This window comes from Sphingobium sp. TomTYG75, from assembly GCF_054771635.1.
In genome coordinates this window covers 391,052-412,049 of the sequence record NZ_BSRE01000001.1, presented here as the reverse complement: position 1 = coordinate 412,049, position 20,998 = coordinate 391,052, and the positions used below count along the sequence as shown (strand labels likewise).

The following is a 20,998-nucleotide window of genomic DNA, read 5'->3' as shown; positions in this document are numbered from 1 at the left end:
CAGAGGCCCGATGCGGATTTTCCATGTCCTCCTGATGACGCTGGCGCTGTTTATCGCGCCTGTTGCCAGCGCCCAGGGCGCATTCGGATCGGGTGCGCCGCATATCGCCGCGCAGTTGGTCGCCGAAAGCGATACGCCTGCTCCGGGTCGGACCAGCAGCATTGCTTTTGCGATGACGCCAGAGGCTGGTTGGCACGGCTATTGGCAGAATCCGGGTGATGCGGGTCTGGGCATGACCGTGAAATGGGTGCTGCCCAAAGGGGTGAGCATTGGGGCTTTGCGCTATCCGGTGCCCGAGACGCTGCTCATTTCCGGGCTGATGAACCATGTTTATGAGGGGCCTTACACGCTCCTCGCGCCTGTGAATATTTCGCCGGAGGTGGCGAAGGGCACGCGTCTGCCGATCCGTGGGAAGGCGGAGTGGCTCGCCTGCACAGACAAGATTTGCGTGCCTGAAAGTGCCGATATCGCACTGGATCTGGTCGCGGGCGATGGTGTGGTGTCGCCCGCCATTCAGGCTCGGTTCGACCGCTGGCGGGCGCATTTGCCGCGCCCGCTTGGGAGTGAGGCGAGTTACGCAATTGCTGATGGCAAGCTGCGGATGTCGATCCCTTTTCCCGGTGAAGCTGCGGCGTCTGACGTGCATCTCTTTCCACTGGAAGAAGGGGTTGTCCGTTATGCCGCGCCTCAATCGGTCCATCGTCAGGGGGACCGGCTACTGATCGAAACCGATGCCGGGCAGGGATTTAAAGGGAATGCCGTTCAGGCGGTCCTGCGCACCGGCAACCATGTCGGCTTTCTGCTGACTGCTCGTCCCGGCGCGGTTGTTGGGGCGAGTTCAAGCCTGCTGCGCACGGCGTTGATCGCGCTTGGCGGGGCGATATTGGGCGGGCTGTTGCTCAACATCATGCCGTGCGTCTTTCCGATATTGGGGCTGAAGGCGCTCAAGCTGGCGCGCGCGGGCGGTGATGAGGCTACGGTGCGGCGGGAGGCGCTGGCCTATGGCGCTGGCGTTATTCTCACCTGTTTGGTGCTGGGCGGGGTGCTGCTGGCGATCCGGTCGGCGGGCGTGGCTGTGGGCTGGGCGTTTCAGTTGCAGGACCCGCGCGTCATTTTGCTGCTGCTGCTGCTGGTAACGGCGGTCGCCTTCAACCTTGCGGGGTTGTTTGAACTGAGCGCATTTGGCGGTGGTGAGAAGCTGGCGGGGAAGAAGGGCGTTGCGGGGTCATTCTGGACTGGTGCTTTGGTCGCTTTCGTCGCCACGCCTTGCACCGGGCCGTTCATGGGGGTGGCGATGGGGGCGGCGCTGGTGCTGCCTGTTGGGGCGGCGCTTGCGGTTTTTGCGGGGTTGGGCCTGGGTCTTGCGCTGCCTTTCCTGTTGCTCGCCTATATGCCGGCGCTTCGGGGGCGTTTGCCACGGCCGGGGGCGTGGATGGGGACTTTCCAGCGAATATTGTCGATCCCGATGTTCCTGACCGCGCTGGGGCTGGGTTGGCTGCTGGGGCAACAGCGCGGCGTGCCGGGGATGACGATCGGTCTGGGCGCGGCGTTGCTGCTGGCGCTGCTGCTATGGTGGCTGGGGGAGCGTCAGCATCGCGGCAAGCGGGGCGGGCTGATCGTCATGCTGAGTGCTGCGCTGCTGCTCGGCGTAGGGATGGTGATGCTGCCTGCGCGGACGGCTGGTGCTGCGCAGGTTCAGGATGGCGCTATGGCTTTTGACGAGGGGCGGCTGGCCGAGCTGCGTGCCGCTGGAAAGCCGGTATTCCTTTACTTCACCGCCGACTGGTGCCTGACTTGCAAGGCCAATGAGGCTGCCGCCATCGACCGGGCCGACACGCGGGAGGCCTTTGCCAAGGCTGGCGTGACGGTGATGGTCGGTGACTGGACGAGTGCGGACCCGGCCATCACACGCTTTCTGGAAGCGCAGGGACGATCGGGCGTGCCGCTCTACCTTTGGTATGCTCCGGGAAAATCCGCCGAGGTGCTGCCGCAGTTGCTGACGGTGTCCACGCTGACCGGGCTGGTGCGCTGATGGCGAAGCTGCGGGCAGATCAGCTGCTGGTCGATCGCGGGCTGGCCGAGAGCCGGGCGCGCGCGCAGGCGCTTATTCTCGCGGGCCTTGTCTTTCTGGGCGACAGGAAGATCGAGAAGGCGGGGCAGCAGGTCGCGGAGGATGCCGCGCTGGAGGTGAAGGGTCGCGATCATCCGTGGGTGTCGCGTGGAGGCATAAAGCTGGCCCACGGCATTGATCATTTCGCGCTGGACGTGACTGGCATGACCGCGATCGATGTCGGGAGTTCGACCGGCGGCTTTACCGATGTGCTGCTGACCAACGGCGCGGCGCGGGTCTACGCCGTGGACAGCGGGACGAACCAGCTTGCCTGGAAGCTGCGATCCGACCCGCGCGTGATCGTGCATGAGCAAACGAGCGCGCGCATATTGACCGCCGAACATGTGCCGGAGCCGGTCGATATCATCGTGTGCGATGCCAGCTTCATATCGCTGGCGAAGGTGCTCGACCGTCCGTTGGATTTCGCCCGGGCCGGAGCGCATCTCGTTGCCCTCATCAAGCCGCAGTTCGAGGCTGGTCGGGAAGAGGTCGGGAAGGGCGGCGTCGTGCGCGATCCCGCCATCCATGCCCGCGTCTGCGAGGAAGTCAGCCAGTGGCTGACGGTGAAGGGCTGGACAGTACTGGGCGTGACGCCAAGCCCCATCACCGGCCCCCAAGGCAATGTCGAGTTTCTGATCGGCGCGCGGCTGGACGGCTAGGCGTGGGCTTGCTCATTCTCAGGCAGGCGTTTGATTTTGTGACAGATGCCGTTCTTCCACCTCTATTCGCGGTTGCGGGATGAAGTGTTTCACCGCAAACCGGTCACTGGCGGCTTGACAAGGCCCGGAAGGATTCGCCCGAGGCCGCCGAGTGAGGATTAGTGGAGCTGCGCCGACGATGAATGAAATCGCGTCCCCCGGTCAGTTGCGTTTGGCCTATCTGCGCTGGGCGCTGGTCACGGTTCCGGCGATCGTGTTCCTGGGCTTCCTGTCGGGCAAGCTGGCCAATAGCGGATATGGCAATCGCTGGTTCGACGCGCTGGTGAAGCCCGACTTCATGCCGCCCGGCTGGGCTTTTGGTGTCGCCTGGACGATCCTTTACATCCTGATGGGGCTTGCCCTGGCCATCGTCATTCATGCGCGGGGAGCGCGGGGCAGGGGGGTGGCCATCATCCTGTTCCTGATCCAGCTGGCGCTAAACCTCGTCTGGTCGCCGCTTTTCTTCCGCGCGCATCAGGTCGATAATGCGCTTGCGCTGATCATCGTCCTTTTCGTCGCCGTGGCTGTGACCGCATGGCTGTTCTGGCGCATCAGGCGGGTCGCGGGGCTGCTGCTGCTGCCTTATCTGGCATGGCTGGGCTTTGCATCGGCGCTGAATTATGAGATCGGGCGCCTCAACCCGGATGCTGAGACCCTTGTCGCGCCCGCGCTCAAGACCCAAATATGACATCATCGTGGCGCACATTCGCGCGCCAGCAAAACAAGGACATTCAGACCATGCAGAGCGAAAACCGCTTTTTCGACGACCTCGCCAAGCTGGTGAACGGCGCTGCGGGAACAGTCGCTGGCATGAGCCGGGAATTTGAAACCAACGCCCGGGAAAAGGCCAAGCAGTGGATCGGCGGCGTGGATTTCGTCAGCCGCGACGAATTTGATGCGCTGAAGGCGCTGGCGGCGGCGGCCCGTGAAGAGGTCGAATTGCTGAAGGCCCGGATCGACGCGCTGGAAGGCCGGTCGGGTGAACCAGTGACAAAGACCGTCCGCTCGCCCAAGCCAAAGGCAGGCGACGCGGAATAAGCAGGCTTTGCCGCCTGTCCGTTGGTTTTCTGCAACGATCGCCTATTTTGATGCGTTTCCCTCAGTCGGTGGTTTCCTTGCCGCCGGGAAATGCTCTATGGCCAGCCAATGATGGACAGCGACGAATTTGAAAATGGCGGCCAAGAGGCCGCGCCGATCGATATGCTGGCCGCCTATTTCGAAGCAAATGGGTGGAGTTTCGATCAGGTCGGCGAAGATGAAATCGTCGCCAGCACGCAGGGTAGCTGGGCGCAATATGAGCTGCGCGGCATCTGGCGCGACGAAGATCAGGTGCTGCAACTGCTCGCCCTGCCCGACATCCGCGTGACGGAGGAGAAGCGGGCGACGATTTACGAAACGCTGGGCCTGATCAATGAGCAGCTTTGGCTCGGACATTTCGAGCTTTGGTCTTCCAGTGGCATCGTGCTGTTCCGGCACGGCGCTCTGCTGGGCGCGGGAGGCGTGTTGACGCTGGATCAGGCGCAGATACTGGTCGAAACCGCGATCGACGAATGCGAGCGTTTCTACCCGGTGTTCCAGTTCGTCCTGTGGGGCGGCAAGAGCCCGACGGAGGCGATTTCCGCCAGCCTGATCGAGACGCGCGGCGAAGCCTGAGGATTGTCCATGACGCAAGCTTGGCCCGCGCACCTGTTCATGGTTGGCTGCGGCAATATGGCCGGGCAAATGCTTGCCCGTTGGTTGGCATGCGGTCTTGATCCGGCCAGCGTTACCGTGTTGCGCCCGAGCGGCCGAGCCGTCGCGGACGGGGTGCGGGTGGTGACAGACTATCCGGCCTCGCTGCCCGCGCATGCGACAATACTGTTGGGAATGAAGCCCTATCAGCTTGACGATGTAGCAGCCTCGCTTGCGCCGCTTTGCGCGGCCGATACGCGCATTGTCTCGATATTGGCCGGAACGCCGGTTGCGGATCTGCGTAAGCGTTTCCCGGTGGCCCAGGACATCGTCCGGGCGATGCCTAACCTGCCTGTCGCCTTGGGGCAGGGCGTCATTGGACTGTACGCCGACGGCAAGGTGTCCCACTCAATCCGCAGCGAAGTGGATGCGCTCATTACGCCATTAGGTACGGCCGAGTGGATCGAAGACGAAGGCCAGTTCAACGCGTTGACCGCCCTGTCAGGCTGTGGACCCGCCTTCTTGTTCCGCTTCATCGATGCGTTCGCGCGCGCGGGAGAAGCGATCGGACTTTCAGCAGACCAGGCCGCACGGATGGCGCTTGCCACCGTCCAAGGTTCTGCCAGTCTTGCCGCGCAGGCAAGCGAACGCCCCGCGATATTGGCCGACCGCGTCGCAAGCCCCGGCGGCATGACGCGCGAAGGATTGAATGTTCTCGACGCGAACGACCGGCTGTTGAATCTCCTTACCGATACCTTGGCTGCCGCTCGCGACCGTGGCGAGGAAATCGCCCGCGCGCGCTGATCCGCGGTTCCGATCCGATGGCGGCGCGTTTAGACTGAATGCACCTGCCTGAGTTGGGAGTTCGCCATGCTGGCTGTGAATACGCCGATCCTGGTTCTCACCACAGGCGGGACGATCGACAAAATCTATTTCGATGCTTTGTCGGATTATAAGGTTGGTGAAAGCGTCGTCGCGAAACTGTTGCAGATAGGCGGGGTGAAGCGTCCCTTTCGCATAGAAGAGGTGACGCGCAAGGATAGTCTGGAACTGGATGATGCCGACCGGGCGCTGATCCGCGAGCGTGTTCTTTCAGCGGCGGAAAGCCATATTGTCATCACTCATGGCACGGATACCATGACGGACACAGCCAAGGCGCTTGAGGGCATGAAGGGCAAGACGATCGTGCTTGTCGGCGCTCTCGCCCCTGCGCGCTTTGGTCAAAGCGACGCGAGCTTCAATCTCGGCATGGCGTTCGCGACGGCTCAGATTGCCGATCCTGGTGTCTACATCAGCATGAGCGGATCGGTGTTTCGGGCGGATCAGGTCGTCAAGGATCGAGCAAAAGGCGCGTTTGTCCCGCGATAAGCATCGACATCGGCATCAGCTTTGCGGTGCCTTCCGCTAGTGCTGCGGGCGCTTACCGTATCAGGAGGGATGGGCGCTGGAGTAAAGCCGTTGTTTTAATTTCATCTTCGCGTCTCCGCGCCTCCGCGTGAATATCGTTCGCGCAGAGCGCGCGCGGGAATGCAGATTTTTCTCTGCGCCTTCTGCGGGCTCTGCGCGAGAATAGACTGTCGTCGTGCCGGCTGAGGATGATGCAGGAACCGCCTCCGCCATTGCGCATTATTCGTGCGGGTGGCGTAACGATGAGGAGGATATCCATGGCTGATTATCAGGAGCGTCCAGCGACGACGACGATAGTTGAACGGCGCAGCGGTGGCGGCACGGCGATTGCGGTGCTGTTGCTGGTAGTGGTGGTGGCGATTGCCGCCTTTTTCCTGATCAGTAGCCAGACGCGCAAGGATAGCGCGGTTGAGAGCGCTGCCACGCAGGTCGGCCAAGCGGCGAGCGATGTTGGAAGCGCTGCAAAGGACGCAGCCGACAGCGCGAAGGGTGAATAAGCAGGAACGGCTTTCGCAAAAGCTGTCGCCCGGACGTGGCATGCATAAAAAAGGGCGCTCCCAATCGGAGCGCCCTTTCTAAATCCATTTACCTGCCGTTGTCGGCTCGGTTGAATTCAGATCAGCCTTCCACCTTGGCATATTTCGGTGCGGCTTCATTCAGGATGCGCAGGATCTTCTTGAGTGCGCTGGGCTCATCCGTTTCTTCCATTGCGGCGAGTTCGCGAGCGAGACGGCTGGATGCGGCCTCGAAGATCTGCCGTTCGGAATAGCTCTGCTCGGGCTGATCGTCAGCGCGGAACAGGTCGCGAGTCACCTCGGCGATCGACACCAGGTCGCCCGAATTGATCTTCGCTTCATATTCCTGCGCGCGGCGCGACCACATGGTGCGCTTGACCTTCGGCTTGCCCTTCAGCGTTTCGATGGCCTCTTCCAGGGTTTTGTTCGACGACAGCTTGCGCATGCCGACGCCTTCGGCCTTGTTGGTCGGCACGCGGAGCGTCATGCGCTCCTTTTCGAACCGGAGCACGTAAAGCTCCAATTCCATGCCCGCGATCTGCTCCTTTTGCAGCTCGACCACCCGGCCAACACCGTGTTTGGGGTAAACAACATAATCACCAACGTCAAAGGACAGCGCCTTGGCAGCCATTTGAAACCTTTCTAATTCTACCGGGGACGGATATCGCCGCGTCACAGATGCGCAGAGTAGCACAAGCCGAGGATTCCACGGCGCCACCGTCAGGACATGAGCAAATACTCCAGGACGGAATGCGACCGTTTCCGCCTCTTGACCCTTATTTAGCAGATTCGTAACAAAATTGCCACCCCCAGACGCAAAATCCGGGAGTGAGCCTCATGCCGAAACGCTAGGGGTAGTTCGTCAAGGACGATCTGGTATCAATATGATGATCGGAAACGATGGACTTTCAGCGTCTGGACACGCCGTCCCGCTCGTCGCCGAAGCGTCCGATCAGCTGCCAGAGCCGGGTTCGGGCGAGAAGAACTTCTCCAGCTTGTTCTCGATGCCCTTCATCTCATCAGCGTCGGCAGGGGCGTCGCCCTTGACGGTGATGTTGGGCCATTCAGCCGAGAATTTGGTGTTGAGCTCCAGCCACTTCTCCAAACCATTCTCCGTATCGGGCAGAATGGCTTCGGCAGGGCATTCAGGTTCGCACACGCCGCAATCGATGCATTCGTTGGGATTGATGACCAACATGTTCTCGCCCTCGTAGAAACAGTCGACGGGGCAGACCTCGACGCAATCCATATATTTGCAGCGGATGCAGTTGTCGGTCACGACATAGGTCATGGATCAGCACTCTATAGGGGTTCGACAGCGGCGGCCCTGCTATGCCCGGCGCGCGCGAAGGTCAATGAGGATATTTTTGCGTCCCTAATCGCCCAGCTTCAGTTCCTCATAACAGGTCTGAGCTTCTGGCGCTGGTCCCCTGCGTCCCGGAAGCTCCACGACGCGGACCACGCGTACCCCGCTGGGGTGGGGAAATGTGATGAGATCGCCCGCGCGCACGGGCGAATGGGCGCGCTCGATGCGGCGACCGTTCAGGCGGATATGACCCTCTTCGGCCAATTTCTGCGCCACCGACCGGCTTTTGGCGAGCCGGGCGAACCACAGGAATTTGTCGATGCGCAGGCTCGGTCCATGATTACCGAGGGGCGCGCCTTCAGCCATTGCGGCCAAGAAGCTCCGCCAGGCCTGCAAAGGCATTGTTGCCCACTGGCGCCGCCGCGCCAGTCGAAGCGGGGCGGGAAGGTGCGCCACGGGAAGGCGCGCTGCGCCGGTTAGGCCCACGGGCCTGCTGTTGATCCGGCCGCGCTTTCTGCCGACCACGGAAAGTCCAGTTGGCGCCGCCCTCCGTTGCTGCTTCGACGGGGCGGAAGCCAGCAAGGCGCATCAATTGCAGGAAAGCGACTTCGTTGAGGCCGAGTGAGACGATCTGGGGGCTTTGCGCGGTGAAGGCCTCGCCCTTCGCGATTGCTTCATGGGCGGCGCGGGCCATGCGTTCCGCCATGTCGATTCGCAGCATCTGATCGTCGAAGCCGCGGAAGCCAGCTATGCGGGCACCCATCTGTTCCGCCTTTTCACCCGTCGGGATTAGCGTCAGGCCGGGCAGGGGCAGGGGAAGGCATGGTTTGGCGATGCGTGCCGCCAGCAGCGCCGCGCGCCATCGTGCCGCTCCGGGCTTCAGAAGTCCCGGATGATAGATGTCGAGCACCCCGATATCGATGCCCGCACGACGCAGAAGGTGGCGTTGGTCCTTGTCCAGATGGTTGAGCGCCGAATCGAGATCGATCCTTGCCATCACTCCGCCAGCATCGGCCAGTTGGGCGAACACCGCCCGTACCACCGCAGGAACCGCCGGATCGGCCGCGCTGGCCGCCATCTTCACGAGGGGCAGAAGATGCTTTTCCTTTTGCGCCTCCACCCAGCTTGTGAGGCGCGTGAGCACCTGCTTCTGCACATCCTGACCAAGCGCTAGAAGGCCCCGATCAAGCCGGATTTCCGGCGCCAGCAGCGACGGGCCAACGAGCAGCGCCGCCACGGCATTGCCCTGCCAACCGATACCCGGCGCCTGTCCCGGCTCGTCCATCAGCACGAAATCAGTGTCGGGCGCGCCCAGCAATTCGTCAGCCTTCACTCGTAATATCCTTCCAAGACGGCGTTCCGCCGCCGCCAGCAGCATCTTTCTATCCTGATGCCGCGTAGCCGGATCGACCGAGAAACGAAATCCGTCAAGTCGCCCGATCGTCTCACCATCGACGCAGACCGTCCCGTCCTGCTCCACATCGACAGGCAAATTGCTGGCGTCCTGCCCCATGTCGCGTAACAATATAGCGGTGCGGCGGTCGACAAAACGCTGTGTCAGCGCTGTATGCAAGGCGTCGGAAAGCCTTTCCTCCAGAGCGCGCGTCCGCTCTGCCATCTCCGCCGGATGCGCCAGCCAGTCGGGGCGGTGCGCGATATAGGACCATGTGCGGGCGGCGGCGATCCGCCCCGATAGCGTATCGATGTCGCCCTGCACCGAATCGAGCCGCGCCAGTTGCTGAGCAAACCAGTCGCGCGCGATGTGGCCCTGACCCTCGGACAGGAACCGCCAGATACGGCCCACGGTGCGCGCATGATGTTCCGCGCCCAGCTTCTGAAAATCGGGCAGACCGCATGCGGCCCACAGCCTTTCGACGGCCTGCTTCCCCTTAACCCGGTCGATGACCAGCGGATCGTCGGACAGCCGCCGGAGCACCGCCAGGTCCACCGCTTCGGGTGCCGCTCGCAACTCGTCGCGATCAGGCCGCGTCTCCAACTCCATGATGAGCCGGGCGATGCTGTCCATGCGGGGCTGGCCTTCGCGCCAGAAGAGTTGCTCGACTGGCGGGAAGCGATGCGCTTCGATCGCCTCTATCTCTTCGGGCGTGAAGGCAGCGTCGCCATCTTCATGGCCAAGGCTACCGAAGGTGCCGTCCTTATGATGACGCCCAGCCCGACCGGCGATCTGGGCCATTTCCGATACGGTCAGCCGCCGCGTCCGCCGCCCGTCGAACTTGCGCAGCGAAGCGAAGGCGACATGCGCCACATCCAGATTGAGCCCCATGCCGATCGCGTCGGTCGCGACCAGATAATCGACTTCGCCGTTCAGGAACATCTGCACCTGAGCATTTCGGGTGCGGGGCGACAGCGCCCCCATCACGACGGCAGCGCCGCCACGAAAACGCCGCAGCATCTCCGCCACGGCATAGACTTCCTCCGCCGAGAAGGCGACGACGGCCGATCGCTTCGGCAGGCGCGACAGCTTCTTCGCCCCACCATAGGACAGCGTGGAAAAGCGCGGGCGGCTGACGATTTCCACGCCCGGCACCAGTGCTTTCACCACCCGGCCGATGCTGGCCGACCCCAGGATCATGGTCTCCTCCCGACCACGCGCCCGCAGCAATCGGTCGGTAAAGATGTGCCCACGCTCCGGATCGGAGCCAAGTTGCGCTTCGTCGAGCGCGACAAAGGCATAGTCGCCGTCCAGCGGCATCGATTCGGCCGTGCAGAGATAATAGAGCGCGCCCGGAGGGACGATCTTCTCTTCCCCCGTGATCAGCGCAACCTGACCCGGACCTTTGATGGCGACAACCCGGTCATAAACTTCGCGCGCCAGCAAACGCAGCGGGAAACCCATCATCCCGCTGGAATGACCGCACATGCGCTCGACGGCCAAATGCGTCTTGCCGGTATTGGTGGGACCCAGCACGGCTGTGACGGGCGATCGGGCAAATTGAGCCATGGTCCTCTCTATGTCGGGGATGAGTGCAGCGAGAGCAAGGGGAAGGGCGCGATTCTCCTTTGGGCTATGCAGCTCCAGTTGTTCAACGGCTGAAGGGCACGTTTCGTCGCGTGAATATGGTTAAAAAATCCGTCTTTATTTGACTTTAACCCTATGCGTTCACAACAATGCCCATGAACGCACGGCGGGGGTCGGGCGAAATTTCAGCCCGTGGGGGGCTTTTTCAAGTGTTTCACGGTAGCCAGTTCAGTCCTCAGCAGGGGGGCGCATCCGCTTCCCTTTGGGTGACTGACGCCATCGGCAAGGGTCCGTTCGCGACCGCCGACGCGCGTGACTGGCGCACCCGCCTGCGCGACTGGGCGGATGAGGTCGAACTGGTCCCCGACCTTGGCCAGCGAGTGGGCAGCCGTACATGGTTCCGCGGCCTTGCTACATGCTTTGGACTTTGCGCATCGGCGCTCTATCTCTCCCCCGGCTTTCAACCTCTGCCCGGCGCGCCGGAGCCGCTGCTGGCTCAGCCGCAGTTCGAGGAAGTGCGCAGCCAGATGATCACGCCGCTCGCCATGGGCGCGGACAGCGGACGGCGCATGGGGCCGACCGACGCCGTCCAGCCTCTGCGCGAAACACCCGAACGTCCGCAGATCGAATTGCGCGCGCAGATTGGTGGAAGTGATTCGCTTGGTCGCGCTCTGGCGCGTGCGGGGGTCAGCAATGCGGACGCCGCTCAGGTCATGGCGCTTGCCAGCGGCGATATAGCCAAGGGCCTGAAACCGGGCACGCCGCTCGACATCGTGCTTGGCCGCCGCGCCAGCCGCGACATGCCCCGGCCGCTGGATCATCTCGCCTTCCGCGCCCGGCTCGACCTGGCGCTGGAGATCAATCGCGTGGGCGGGCTGCTGCAAGTGAAGCGCACGGCCATCCATGTCGATGACACGCCGCTGCGCATTCAGGGCGTAATCGGCGACAGCATCTATCAATCCGCGCGCGCGGCTGGCGCGCCGCCCAAGGCGATCCAGAGCTTCCTGCGCGTCATTGCGCAGCAAGTCGATCTGGGGTCGATCCATAGCGGAGACCGCTACGACATCATCACCGAATATCGCCGGGCGGCAACCGGGGATGTCGAAGTAGGCGACCTGTTGTTCGCTGGCCTGCACCGGGCCAGCGGCCGGGGCATCGACATGCTCAAATGGACCACCGACGGCCGCAGCCAATGGTTCGAGGCGTCCGGCGTCGGGGAACGGCGCGGCGTGCTGTCCGCGCCGGTGCAGGGCCGCATGTCCTCTGGCTTTGGCATGCGCCGCCACCCCATCCTTGGCTATACGCGCATGCATGCGGGCATCGACTTTGCCGCCGCCTATGGCTCGCCCATCTATGCCGCGACCGATGGCGTCGTGTCCTATTCAGGACGCCATGGTGGCCATGGCAATTATGTCCGGCTGGAACATGGCAACGGCCTTGCCACCGGATACGCCCATATGAGCCGCATCGCCGCCCGTTATGGACAGCGCGTCCGTCAGGGGCAGGTCATCGGCTATGTCGGTTCAAGCGGCCTTTCGACTGGCCCGCATCTCCATTACGAACTGTATCGCAACGGCCAAACGGTGAACCCGCTTTCGGTCAAATTCACCACCACTGCTCAGCTTGCCGGGGGAGAACTGGCGGCTTTCCGGAACCGGCTGAGGCAGTTGAAGAGCCTACGCGTCGGCGTGCCGGTCACTATCGCGCAAAACAAGCCGCAGGCTGCTGCGCCCACCCTGTAAGAATTTAGCTGCTTCCCGTAATTGGGCCGCTTCGCTAACCCGCCTCCATGATCAAGATCACCGCCCTGCTGCTCGCCGGATCGCGCCCCGGTTCCGATCCTCTGGCGCAGGCAGCCGGGGTCGCGGTAAAGCCTCTCGCGCCTGTGGCGGGCGAGCCGATGATCAATTACCCCGCGCGGGCGCTGCTCGCGCATCCATCGGTCGGACAGGTCGTCATTCTCACGCAGACGCCGGAGCTATATCGCGCCGATCCCGCCACAGCCTGGCTTGGCGAAGACCCGCGCGTCCGCTTCGAACAAAGCGGCAGCGGTATAGCGTCCACATTGCTGGGCCTCCTGCAACGGCCAGACCTCCCTTTTCCGCTGCTCGTCACCACGGCGGATCATGTTCTGCTCGACGCCGACATGCTCGACCAATTTGTAGCCGAGGCAGAAGGGGCCGACATCGCGGTGGCGATGGTCGAACGAGCGACCTTGCTTGCCCGCTATCCCTCGTCGCGTCGGACCTGGCTCAAATTCAGGGACGGCTGGTGGTCCGGCGCCAACCTCTTCTGGTTCGGCAGCGCCAAGGCGCGCGCCGTCATCGCCCTTTGGCAAGAGGTGGAGCAGGACCGCAAAAAGGGTTGGAAGATCCTTTCGGCATTCGGGCCGATCGTCTTGCTCGGTGCGGGGCTGCGCCTCTCAACGCTGCGCGGGGGCATTGCACGCATCGGCCGCCGCTTTGGCCTCGTCGCCCGACTGGTGCCCATGCGCAAGGCGGAAGCCTGCATCGACGCGGATAAGGTTGAGGATGTGGTGCTGATCGAACAGATATTGAGCGACCGTGCGTAAAGCTTCGCTCTGCAATCTGCACTACTCCCAATACCGTTCGCCCTGAGCCTGTCGAAGGGCTCTACTTTTTCAGATAGCAAGAAAGAGGCTTCGACAGGCTCAGCCCGAACGGATCGAGAGATTCAGATTGAACGCTCTCTAATCTAACTACCAAAAATCGCTTCATGCTTTTGCTGCTTTGATGGGTAGCAAATGGCGGAACGAGGCGCTAAGGGCCTCTGGCGCGCGCCCCCATATAATTATCGGCGCGGACGGAGGACATCTTAAACCATGGCCGAATTCACCCTGCCCAAGAACAGCAAGATTTCCGGTAAGGGCGTGACCCACAAGGCGCCTGACGGTGCGAGCAACGTCAAGAGCTTCAAGGTCTATCGCTACGATCCCGACTCGGGTCAGAATCCGCGCTATGACACGTTCGAGATTGACCTCGACAATTGCGGTCCGATGGTCCTCGACGCGCTGCTGAAGATCAAGAATGAATATGATCCGACGCTGACCTTCCGCCGTTCGTGCCGCGAAGGCATTTGCGGTTCCTGTTCGATGAACATGAACGGCAAGAACGGCCTTGCCTGCACCACCTCGATCGAGGAGTGCGCGGGCAAGGAAGTGCGCGTCACGCCGCTGCCGCACATGGATGTGATCAAGGACCTCGTCCCCGATTTCACGCATTTCTATGCGCAGTACAATTCGATCAAGCCTTGGCTGCAAACCGTCAGCCCCGCGCCCAGCGGCAAGGAACGTCTCCAGTCGCCCGCAGACCGCGAAAAGCTCGACGGCCTGTATGAGTGCATTCTGTGCGCCTGCTGCTCGACCAGCTGCCCCAGCTACTGGTGGAACTCCGACAAGTTTCTCGGCCCCGCCATCCTGCTTCAGGCCTATCGCTGGCTGGCTGACAGCCGTGACGAATTTACCGGCGAGCGCCTCGATGAGCTGGAAGATCCCTTCCGCCTCTATCGCTGCCACACCATCATGAACTGCGCGAATGTCTGCCCCAAGGGTCTCAGCCCTGCCAAGGCGATCGCGGAGACCAAGAAGATGATGGTCGAACGGCAGCTTTAATCCAGTGGGCGATAATGCTGGTCCTGTAAGCCTGGTGCTGGAAGGTCCGTGGGCTGACTGGCTGCGCTGGAGCGATCCGGTTCCGGAGACGTTCCTCAGCACATCCGTCGGCCCCAGCTATTCGCAAGGTGCCGGTGATCGCCGCGCCACGGTGATGCTGGAAACCCGTCCATCGCACGCCAATCGCAACGGCGCGCTGCATGGCGGCTTTCTCGCGGCCTTTGCTGACCATGCTTATTTCGCGGCGCTGGCGGCCATGGGGCGTCCCGAGCAGGCTGCTGCCGTCACTGTCGATCTTTCCATGCAATATTGCGGCTCCGGTAAAGTCGGCCAGCCGTTGCGCGCCGATGTCGAGGTTTTGCAGGAAACCGGGCGATTATTCTTCATGCGGCTGACCCTGCATCAGGATGACGGGCTGGTCGCTTCCTCGACCGCCACGGTGCGAAAGGTGCCGGTCCCCAAATGAGCAGCGTGATCGAGCGTTATCGCGCGCTCGTCGCGGCTGGGGAATTGCGCCCCGATCCGGATCAGCAGGCCGCAGCAGCACGGCTGAACGCGCTTCAGCAGGAATTGGAAGCGGCACCGCCACGCGGGTCGACCTTGTGGAAATTGCTGCGAAAGGCGCCTGAGCCGCCACGCGGTCTCTACATGTGGGGTGGCGTCGGCCGGGGCAAGTCGATGCTGATGGACCTGTTCTTCGACACCGTGCAGGTCAAGCGCAAGAAGCGCGCCCATTTTCATGAATTCATGCTCGACGTGCATGCGCGGCTTGCCGAGGTTCGCAAGGCGGAGAAGGGGGATCCCATCCCTCCGGTCGTGGACTCGCTCGCCGAAGAGGCGCGGCTGCTCTGCTTTGACGAGATGGTCGTGAACAACATGGCCGACGCCGCCATCATGTCACGTCTGTTCACCGGGCTGCTGGACAAGCGGGTGACGGTCGTCACGACTTCCAACCGCGCGCCGGATGAACTTTATAAGGACGGCCTCAATCGTCAGCTTTTCCTGCCGTTCATCGACCTGATCAAGGAACGTCTGGACGTCCTGACCCTGGATGGGCCGACCGACTACCGGCTGGATCGTTTGGGAGACGCGCAGCTTTGGCATTCGCCCAATGGTCCAGCGGCGACCAAGGCGCTTTCCGAAGCGTTCTTCCGCCTTACCGATTATCCGGTGGAGGATCGGGCAAAGGTTCCTGTGGAGGACATAAAGGTGCAGGGTGGGCGCACCTTGCATGTGCCAAAGAGCCTGAAGGGTGTGGCAGTCTTTTCCTTCAAGCGCCTATGTGCTGAGGCGCGCGGCGCGCCGGATTATCTGGCGATCGCGCGGCGCTTTCATACCGTCATCCTCGTCGGCATCCGGGTGCTGGGGCCTGAGAACCGCAACGAAGCCGCCCGCTTCGTCACGCTGATCGACGCCTTGTACGAATATAAGGTCAAGCTGCTCGCATCGGCCGATGCGGAGCCCCCGCAGCTTTATCCTCGCGGCGACGGAGCGTTCGAATTCGAACGCACGGTTTCGCGCCTGATGGAAATGCAGTCGGACGACTATCTTGCCCTGGGGCACGGCCCGAAATAGCGCCAGTCGGTGCTGCGGGGCACTCATTCATCACATAGAAAATGGCCCGGACGCTTCCTTCTGAGAGGAAGCGTCCGGCAGGTGGCCGCTGCGGGACAAGTCAGCGCCAGGGTAGAAGCGCGTAACGAACAGGGGCGAAAAGGGCATTAATGCAACTGCGAATGAATTGCAAAGATAAATCTCCCAAACCCCGTTTAGTTGGTTGAATCATTAATGAGATCGGCTTAAGCGGGCGGGCAATCCCAATTTCCGTGCTTGGAGGATGATTGCATATGGCCCGTAAGAAGATCGCGCTGATCGGCGCTGGCAATATCGGTGGTACGCTCGCGCATCTCGCCGCTCTCAAGGGCCTGGGCGACGTCGTCCTCTTCGACGTGGTCGAAGGCGTGCCCCAAGGCAAGGCGCTTGACCTGTCGCAGTGCGGCCCCGTCGAAGGCTTCGATGCCAAGATCGCCGGCACCAACGACTATGCCGACATCAAGGACGCCGACGTCATCATCGTGACCGCCGGTGTCGCCCGCAAGCCGGGCATGAGCCGCGACGATCTTCTGGGCATCAACCTAAAGGTCATGAAGTCCGTGGGCGAGGGGATCAAGAACAACGCCCCCAACGCATTCGTCATCTGCATCACCAACCCGCTCGACGCGATGGTGTGGGCGCTGCGCGAATTTTCCGGTCTGCCGCACAACAAGGTCGTCGGCATGGCAGGCGTTCTCGACTCCGCACGCTTCAGCCACTTCCTGGCCGAAGAATTCCAGGTGTCGGTGAAGGAAGTGACCAGCTTCGTTCTCGGCGGCCATGGCGACACCATGGTTCCGGTCGTCGAATATTCGACCGTCGCCGGTATCCCGATCCCCGACCTCATCAAGCAGGGCCGCTCCACCAAGGAGCGCATCGACGCCATCGTTCAGCGCACCCGTTCGGGCGGCGGCGAGATCGTCGGCCTGCTCAAGACTGGTTCCGCTTTCTACGCGCCCGCCACCAGCGGCATCGCGATGGCTGAAGCCTATCTGTTCGACCAGAAGCGCCTGCTGCCCTGCGCGGCGAACCTGACTGGTCAGTATGGCGTCGACAACCTCTATGTCGGCGTGCCCGTGATCATCGGCAAGGATGGTGTCGAGCAAGTCATCGAGATCGAACTGGACGACGAGGCCAAGGCGAACCTTCAGGTGTCGGTGGACGCGGTCAAGGAACTGCTGGAAGCCTGCAAGGGCATCGACCCTTCGCTCGCCTGATCTGACAAGCTGCACCGACATGCCCCAGGTGAGTGAGCAGCCTGGGGTATGACGCCTTCACTTGAAGTGCCACCTCCACAGAATGCAAAGGGACTGACATGTCCATTCTGGTGAACAAGAACACCAAGGTCATTACGCAGGGTATGACCGGCGCGACCGGCACCTTCCACACCGAACAGGCGCTGGCCTATGGCACGCAAATGGTCGGCGGCGTTACGCCGGGCAAGGGTGGCACGACCCATATCGGCCTGCCCATGTTCGACACGGTTGCCGAAGCCAAGACGAAGACCGGCGCCGATGCATCCGTCATCTATGTGCCGCCGCCGTTCGCAGCCGATTCGATCCTGGAAGCGATCGATGCGGAAATCCCGCTGATCGTCTGCATCACGGAAGGTATTCCGGTGCTGGACATGGTTCGCGTGAAGCGTGCCCTGTCGGGTTCGAAGTCGCGTCTGATCGGTCCGAACTGCCCCGGCGTCCTGACCCCCAATGAATGCAAGATCGGCATCATGCCCGGTTCGATCTTCTCGAAGGGTTCGGTCGGCGTCGTATCGCGTTCCGGCACGCTGACCTATGAAGCGGTGTTCCAGACCACCAATGCGGGCTTGGGCCAGACCACGGCCGTCGGCATCGGCGGCGATCCGGTCAACGGCACCAACTTCATCGACGTGCTGGAGCTCTTCCTGGCCGACGACGCGACCGAATCGATCATCATGATCGGTGAAATCGGCGGCGACGCGGAAGAACAGGCTGCCCAGTTCCTGATCGACGAAGCCAAGCGTGGCCGCAAGAAGCCGATGGCTGGCTTCATCGCTGGCCGTACGGCGCCTCCGGGCCGCCGCATGGGCCATGCCGGTGCGATCGTATCGGGTGGCAAGGGCGACGCGGAAAGCAAGATCGCGGCGATGGAAGCGGCCGGGATCAAGGTTGCGGCCAGCCCGTCCGAACTGGGCTCGACGCTTGTCGAAGTCCTGAAGGGCTAAGCAAAGGCAGACAAGGTGGCCGGGCTGCACCCCGGCCGTCTTGATACCCGCTTCGCGACTGCACGCGGTCGGTATGGGACTTAAGGCATGGGTTACGAGAACCAGGACTTTGAAACGGAACGCGGGCCGAGCTGGGCACGCCCCAATTGGCCGCTGTCGGACACCGATGATCTGACCGGTGCGCTCGATCCGACGCAGATGCAGGTGGCGGTGAAGGCTGCCGCCAAGGCTGCGGGCAAGTCAGTCTCTGACGCCGACGCAGTCAGCGCTGCTGACGATGCGATCCGTGCGCAGTTGCTGATCCGGACCTATCGCGTGCGCGGCCATCTCGCGGCCAATCTCGATCCCCTGGGGCTTACCCAGCGTGAACTGCCCGCAGACCTGACTCCGGAATATCATGGTCTCACCGACCTTGAGCGGAAGATCTATCTGGGCGGCACACTGGGCCTGCAATATGCCACAGTGCGCGAGATCGTCGCCATCCTGCGTGCCAATTATTGCGGCAATGTCGGCCTGGAATATATGCACATCGCCGATGTTGAGGAACGCGTGTTCCTCCAGGACCGGCTGGAAGGCAAGGACAAGGAGATTCACTTCACGCCTGAGGGCAAGAAGGCGATCTTGTCCAAGGTGATCCAGGGCGAGCAGTACGAGAAGTTCCTGGGCCGCAAATATGTCGGCACCAAGCGCTTTGGTCTGGATGGCGGTGAGTCCATGATCCCCGCGCTCGAAGCCATCATCAAACATGGCGGTGCGCTGGGCGTGCGCGAAATCGTTTACGGCATGGCCCATCGCGGCCGCCTGAACGTACTCGCCAACGTGATGGCCAAGGGCTTCCGCGTCATCTTCCACGAATTTTCGGGCGGCACTGCGAACCCCGAGGATGTCGGCGGATCGGGGGACGTGAAATATCATCTCGGCACCTCCACCGACCGCGAATTTGACGGCATCAAGGTGCACATGTCGCTGGTGCCCAACCCGTCGCACCTCGAAACCGTCGATCCGGTGGTTCTGGGCAAGGTCCGCGCGCAGCAGACTTTCCGCGATGATCTGGAGAAGCATGAGCAGGTCCTGCCTGTGCTGATCCACGGCGACGCGGCCTTTGCTGGTCAGGGCATCGTCTGGGAATGCCTCGGCTTCTCCGGCGTTTCCGGTTACAATACTGGCGGCTGCATCCACTTCATCGTCAACAACCAGATCGGCTTCACGACGAGCCCGCAATTCTCGCGCGGTTCGCCCTATCCGAGCGATGTGGCGAAGGGTGTTCAGGCGCCGATCCTGCACGTCAATGGCGACGATCCGGAAGCTGTGACCTTCGCGTGCAAGCTGGCGATCGAATATCGCCAGACCTTCCATCGCGACATCGTGATCGACATGTGGTGCTATCGCCGCTTCGGTCACAACGAAGGTGATGAACCGAGCTTCACGCAACCGCAGATGTACGCGAAGATTCGCCAGCATCCCCCCGTCAGCGACGTCTATTCGGCGCGCCTGAAGGCGGAAGGCGTGGTTGACGATGATTTCGTCAACAAGGTGACGGGCGACTTCGTCAATCATCTGGAAGAAGAGTTTGAGGCGGCCAAGAGCTACAAAGCCAATAAGGCCGACTGGTTCGCTGGCCGCTGGTCGGGTTTGCACAAGCCGGCCGACGCCGAAACATCGCGCCAGAATGTCGAAAGCGCGATCAGCCAGAAGCTGTTCGATAGCCTGGGCAAAACGCTCAGCACCGTTCCGGAAGGTTTGAACGTCCACAAGACGCTCAAGCGCGTGATCGACTCCAAGGCGGAGATGTTCAAGTCGGGCCAGAATTTCGATTGGGCGACTGGTGAGGCGCTCGCTTTCGGTTCGCTTCTGTCCGAAGGCTATGGCGTCCGCTTGTCGGGTCAGGATTCGGGACGCGGTACGTTCAGCCAGCGTCACGCGGTCTGGGTCGATCAGGATAGCGAGAGGAAATATGTCCCGCTTTCGACCGTGCCGCATGGCCGGTTTGAGGTGCTGGATTCGCCGCTGTCTGAATATGGCGTGCTCGGCTTTGAATATGGTTTTGCGCTGGCTGACCCCAAGAGTCTGGTGTTGTGGGAAGCGCAATTTGGCGACTTCGCTAACGGCGCGCAGATCGTGTTCGACCAATATATCGCCTCGTCCGAGACGAAGTGGCTGCGTTCGAACGGTCTCGTCTGCCTGCTGCCCCACGGCTATGAGGGGCAGGGGCCAGAGCATAGCTCGGCGCGTCTGGAACGCTTCCTTCAGCTGTGTGCGGAAGGAAATATTCAGGTCGCCAACATCACGACGCCGGCCAATTATTTCCACGTCCTGCGCCGTCAGATGCTGCGCCCATTCCGCAAGCCGCTCATCATCATGGCGCCGAAGTCGCTGCTGCGGCACAAGCTGGCGGTGAGCAAGGCCGAGGATTTTGTGGGGGAGACGCATTTCAAGCGCATCCTGTCCGATCCGCATGCAGCGGCGGACGCTGACACGAAGCGGCTGGTCCTGTGCTCCGGCAAGGTCTTCTATGATCTGCTCGAAGCGCGCGACGCGGCGGGTGACAAGGATGTTCAGATCGTTCGTATCGAGCAGATCTATCCTTTCGCCACCGAAGCGTTGGCCACGCGCATCAAGCGCATGACCAACCTGGAAGAGGTGGTCTGGTGCCAGGAAGAGCCGCGTAACAATGGCGCATGGTTCTTCGTCGAACCTTATGTCGAGGAAGCGCTGGGCCTTGCCGGCAAGGCGCCGATGCGTGCGCGATACGCGGGCCGCAAGGCTGCTGCTTCGCCTGCGACGGGCCTCGCCAAGCGCCATGTCGCCGAACAGGGCGCCCTTGTAGCCGATGCGCTGGGTCACAGCGTTCGTGAAGAAATCCGCCGCCAGAAGAAAGGCTGACACA

20 protein-coding genes are annotated in these 20,998 nt (G+C 62.1%); 16 read left to right on the top strand and 4 right to left on the bottom strand.

Going from position 1 to position 20,998, the window contains the following annotated elements; all coding sequences use genetic code 11:
• Window positions 1-10 precede the first annotated feature (10 nt).
• From ACYU81_RS01995 to ACYU81_RS01960, 8 genes are all read left to right on the top strand, one after another.
• Window positions 11-2,032: a protein-disulfide reductase DsbD family protein gene (locus ACYU81_RS01995; protein WP_460986109.1), complete on the top strand. Its 2,022-nt coding sequence runs from the start codon at window positions 11-13 to the stop codon at window positions 2,030-2,032.
• Window positions 2,032-2,769 (top strand): TlyA family RNA methyltransferase, encoded by a 738-nt coding sequence (locus ACYU81_RS01990; RefSeq protein WP_460986108.1) that lies wholly within the window; start codon window positions 2,032-2,034, stop codon window positions 2,767-2,769. The genes ACYU81_RS01995 and ACYU81_RS01990 overlap by 1 nt, the downstream gene beginning before the upstream one ends.
• Window positions 2,770-2,947: 178 nt before the next feature.
• Window positions 2,948-3,496 carry a TspO/MBR family protein gene (locus ACYU81_RS01985; protein WP_460988093.1) on the top strand — a complete coding sequence of 183 codons (549 nt, stop codon included), beginning with the start codon at window positions 2,948-2,950 and terminating at the stop codon, window positions 3,494-3,496.
• 50 nt (window positions 3,497-3,546) lie between these two features.
• Complete coding sequence (locus tag ACYU81_RS01980) at window positions 3,547-3,846, top strand: accessory factor UbiK family protein (protein ID WP_460988092.1); 300 nt, start codon at window positions 3,547-3,549, stop codon at window positions 3,844-3,846.
• Between the two features lie 108 nt (window positions 3,847-3,954).
• On the top strand, window positions 3,955-4,461 hold the full coding sequence (locus tag ACYU81_RS01975; protein ID WP_196224098.1) for a type III secretion system chaperone family protein: 507 nt from the start codon (window positions 3,955-3,957) through the stop codon (window positions 4,459-4,461).
• A 9-nt stretch (window positions 4,462-4,470) separates the two neighbouring features.
• Window positions 4,471-5,283: a pyrroline-5-carboxylate reductase gene (gene proC, locus ACYU81_RS01970; RefSeq protein WP_460986107.1), complete on the top strand. Its 813-nt coding sequence runs from the start codon at window positions 4,471-4,473 to the stop codon at window positions 5,281-5,283.
• 66 nt (window positions 5,284-5,349) lie between these two features.
• Window positions 5,350-5,847, top strand: coding sequence for an asparaginase domain-containing protein (locus ACYU81_RS01965; RefSeq protein ID WP_460986106.1), 498 nt, complete (start codon window positions 5,350-5,352; stop codon window positions 5,845-5,847).
• A gap of 296 nt (window positions 5,848-6,143) precedes the next feature.
• Window positions 6,144-6,383 carry a hypothetical protein gene (locus ACYU81_RS01960; protein ID WP_460986105.1) on the top strand — a complete coding sequence of 80 codons (240 nt, stop codon included), beginning with the start codon at window positions 6,144-6,146 and terminating at the stop codon, window positions 6,381-6,383.
• A 121-nt stretch (window positions 6,384-6,504) separates the two neighbouring features.
• Here the strand turns inward: ACYU81_RS01960 and ACYU81_RS01955 are convergent, their stop codons facing one another.
• From ACYU81_RS01955 to ACYU81_RS01940, 4 genes are all read right to left on the bottom strand, one after another.
• Complete coding sequence (locus ACYU81_RS01955) at window positions 6,505-7,032, bottom strand: CarD family transcriptional regulator (RefSeq protein WP_097091261.1); 528 nt, start codon at window positions 7,030-7,032, stop codon at window positions 6,505-6,507.
• 321 nt (window positions 7,033-7,353) lie between these two features.
• On the bottom strand, window positions 7,354-7,692 hold the full coding sequence (gene fdxA, locus ACYU81_RS01950; protein WP_097091262.1) for a ferredoxin FdxA: 339 nt from the start codon (window positions 7,690-7,692) through the stop codon (window positions 7,354-7,356).
• A gap of 84 nt (window positions 7,693-7,776) precedes the next feature.
• Entirely contained in the window at window positions 7,777-8,073 is a 297-nt protein-coding gene (locus ACYU81_RS01945; RefSeq protein ID WP_449473352.1) for an RNA-binding S4 domain-containing protein, read from the bottom strand.
• Window positions 8,066-10,669, bottom strand: a complete 2,604-nt coding sequence (locus tag ACYU81_RS01940; protein WP_460986104.1) for a helicase-related protein — start codon at window positions 10,667-10,669, stop codon at window positions 8,066-8,068. Before ACYU81_RS01940 ends, ACYU81_RS01945 begins: the two co-directional genes overlap by 8 nt.
• 173 nt (window positions 10,670-10,842) lie before the next feature.
• Here ACYU81_RS01940 and ACYU81_RS01935 point away from each other — a divergent pair, with 173 nt between their 5' ends.
• The 8 genes from ACYU81_RS01935 (at window position 10,843) to ACYU81_RS01900 (ending at window position 20,994) form a co-directional block, all read left to right on the top strand.
• Window positions 10,843-12,429, top strand: a complete 1,587-nt coding sequence (locus ACYU81_RS01935; protein WP_460986103.1) for a peptidoglycan DD-metalloendopeptidase family protein — start codon at window positions 10,843-10,845, stop codon at window positions 12,427-12,429.
• Window positions 12,430-12,476: 47 nt separating this feature from the next.
• The gene (locus ACYU81_RS01930; protein WP_460986102.1) at window positions 12,477-13,259 is read left to right on the top strand and encodes a nucleotidyltransferase family protein; all 783 of its coding nucleotides are present in this window, start codon (window positions 12,477-12,479) and stop codon (window positions 13,257-13,259) included.
• A 270-nt stretch (window positions 13,260-13,529) separates the two neighbouring features.
• Window positions 13,530-14,318 carry a succinate dehydrogenase iron-sulfur subunit gene (locus tag ACYU81_RS01925; protein ID WP_460986101.1) on the top strand — a complete coding sequence of 263 codons (789 nt, stop codon included), beginning with the start codon at window positions 13,530-13,532 and terminating at the stop codon, window positions 14,316-14,318.
• A 4-nt stretch (window positions 14,319-14,322) separates the two neighbouring features.
• Window positions 14,323-14,784, top strand: a complete 462-nt coding sequence (locus tag ACYU81_RS01920; RefSeq protein ID WP_460986100.1) for a PaaI family thioesterase — start codon at window positions 14,323-14,325, stop codon at window positions 14,782-14,784.
• Window positions 14,781-15,893, top strand: coding sequence for a cell division protein ZapE (gene zapE, locus ACYU81_RS01915; protein ID WP_460986099.1), 1,113 nt, complete (start codon window positions 14,781-14,783; stop codon window positions 15,891-15,893). Before ACYU81_RS01920 ends, zapE begins: the two co-directional genes overlap by 4 nt.
• 272 nt (window positions 15,894-16,165) lie before the next feature.
• On the top strand, window positions 16,166-17,128 hold the full coding sequence (mdh, locus tag ACYU81_RS01910) for a malate dehydrogenase (RefSeq protein WP_460986098.1): 963 nt from the start codon (window positions 16,166-16,168) through the stop codon (window positions 17,126-17,128).
• A 98-nt stretch (window positions 17,129-17,226) separates the two neighbouring features.
• Window positions 17,227-18,111 (top strand): succinate--CoA ligase subunit alpha, encoded by an 885-nt coding sequence (gene sucD / locus ACYU81_RS01905; protein WP_449473339.1) that lies wholly within the window; start codon window positions 17,227-17,229, stop codon window positions 18,109-18,111.
• An 87-nt stretch (window positions 18,112-18,198) separates the two neighbouring features.
• A complete protein-coding gene (locus tag ACYU81_RS01900; RefSeq protein WP_460986097.1) occupies window positions 18,199-20,994 on the top strand; it encodes a 2-oxoglutarate dehydrogenase E1 component in 2,796 nt (931 codons plus the stop codon).
• The last annotated feature ends 4 nt before the right edge of the window (window positions 20,995-20,998 follow it).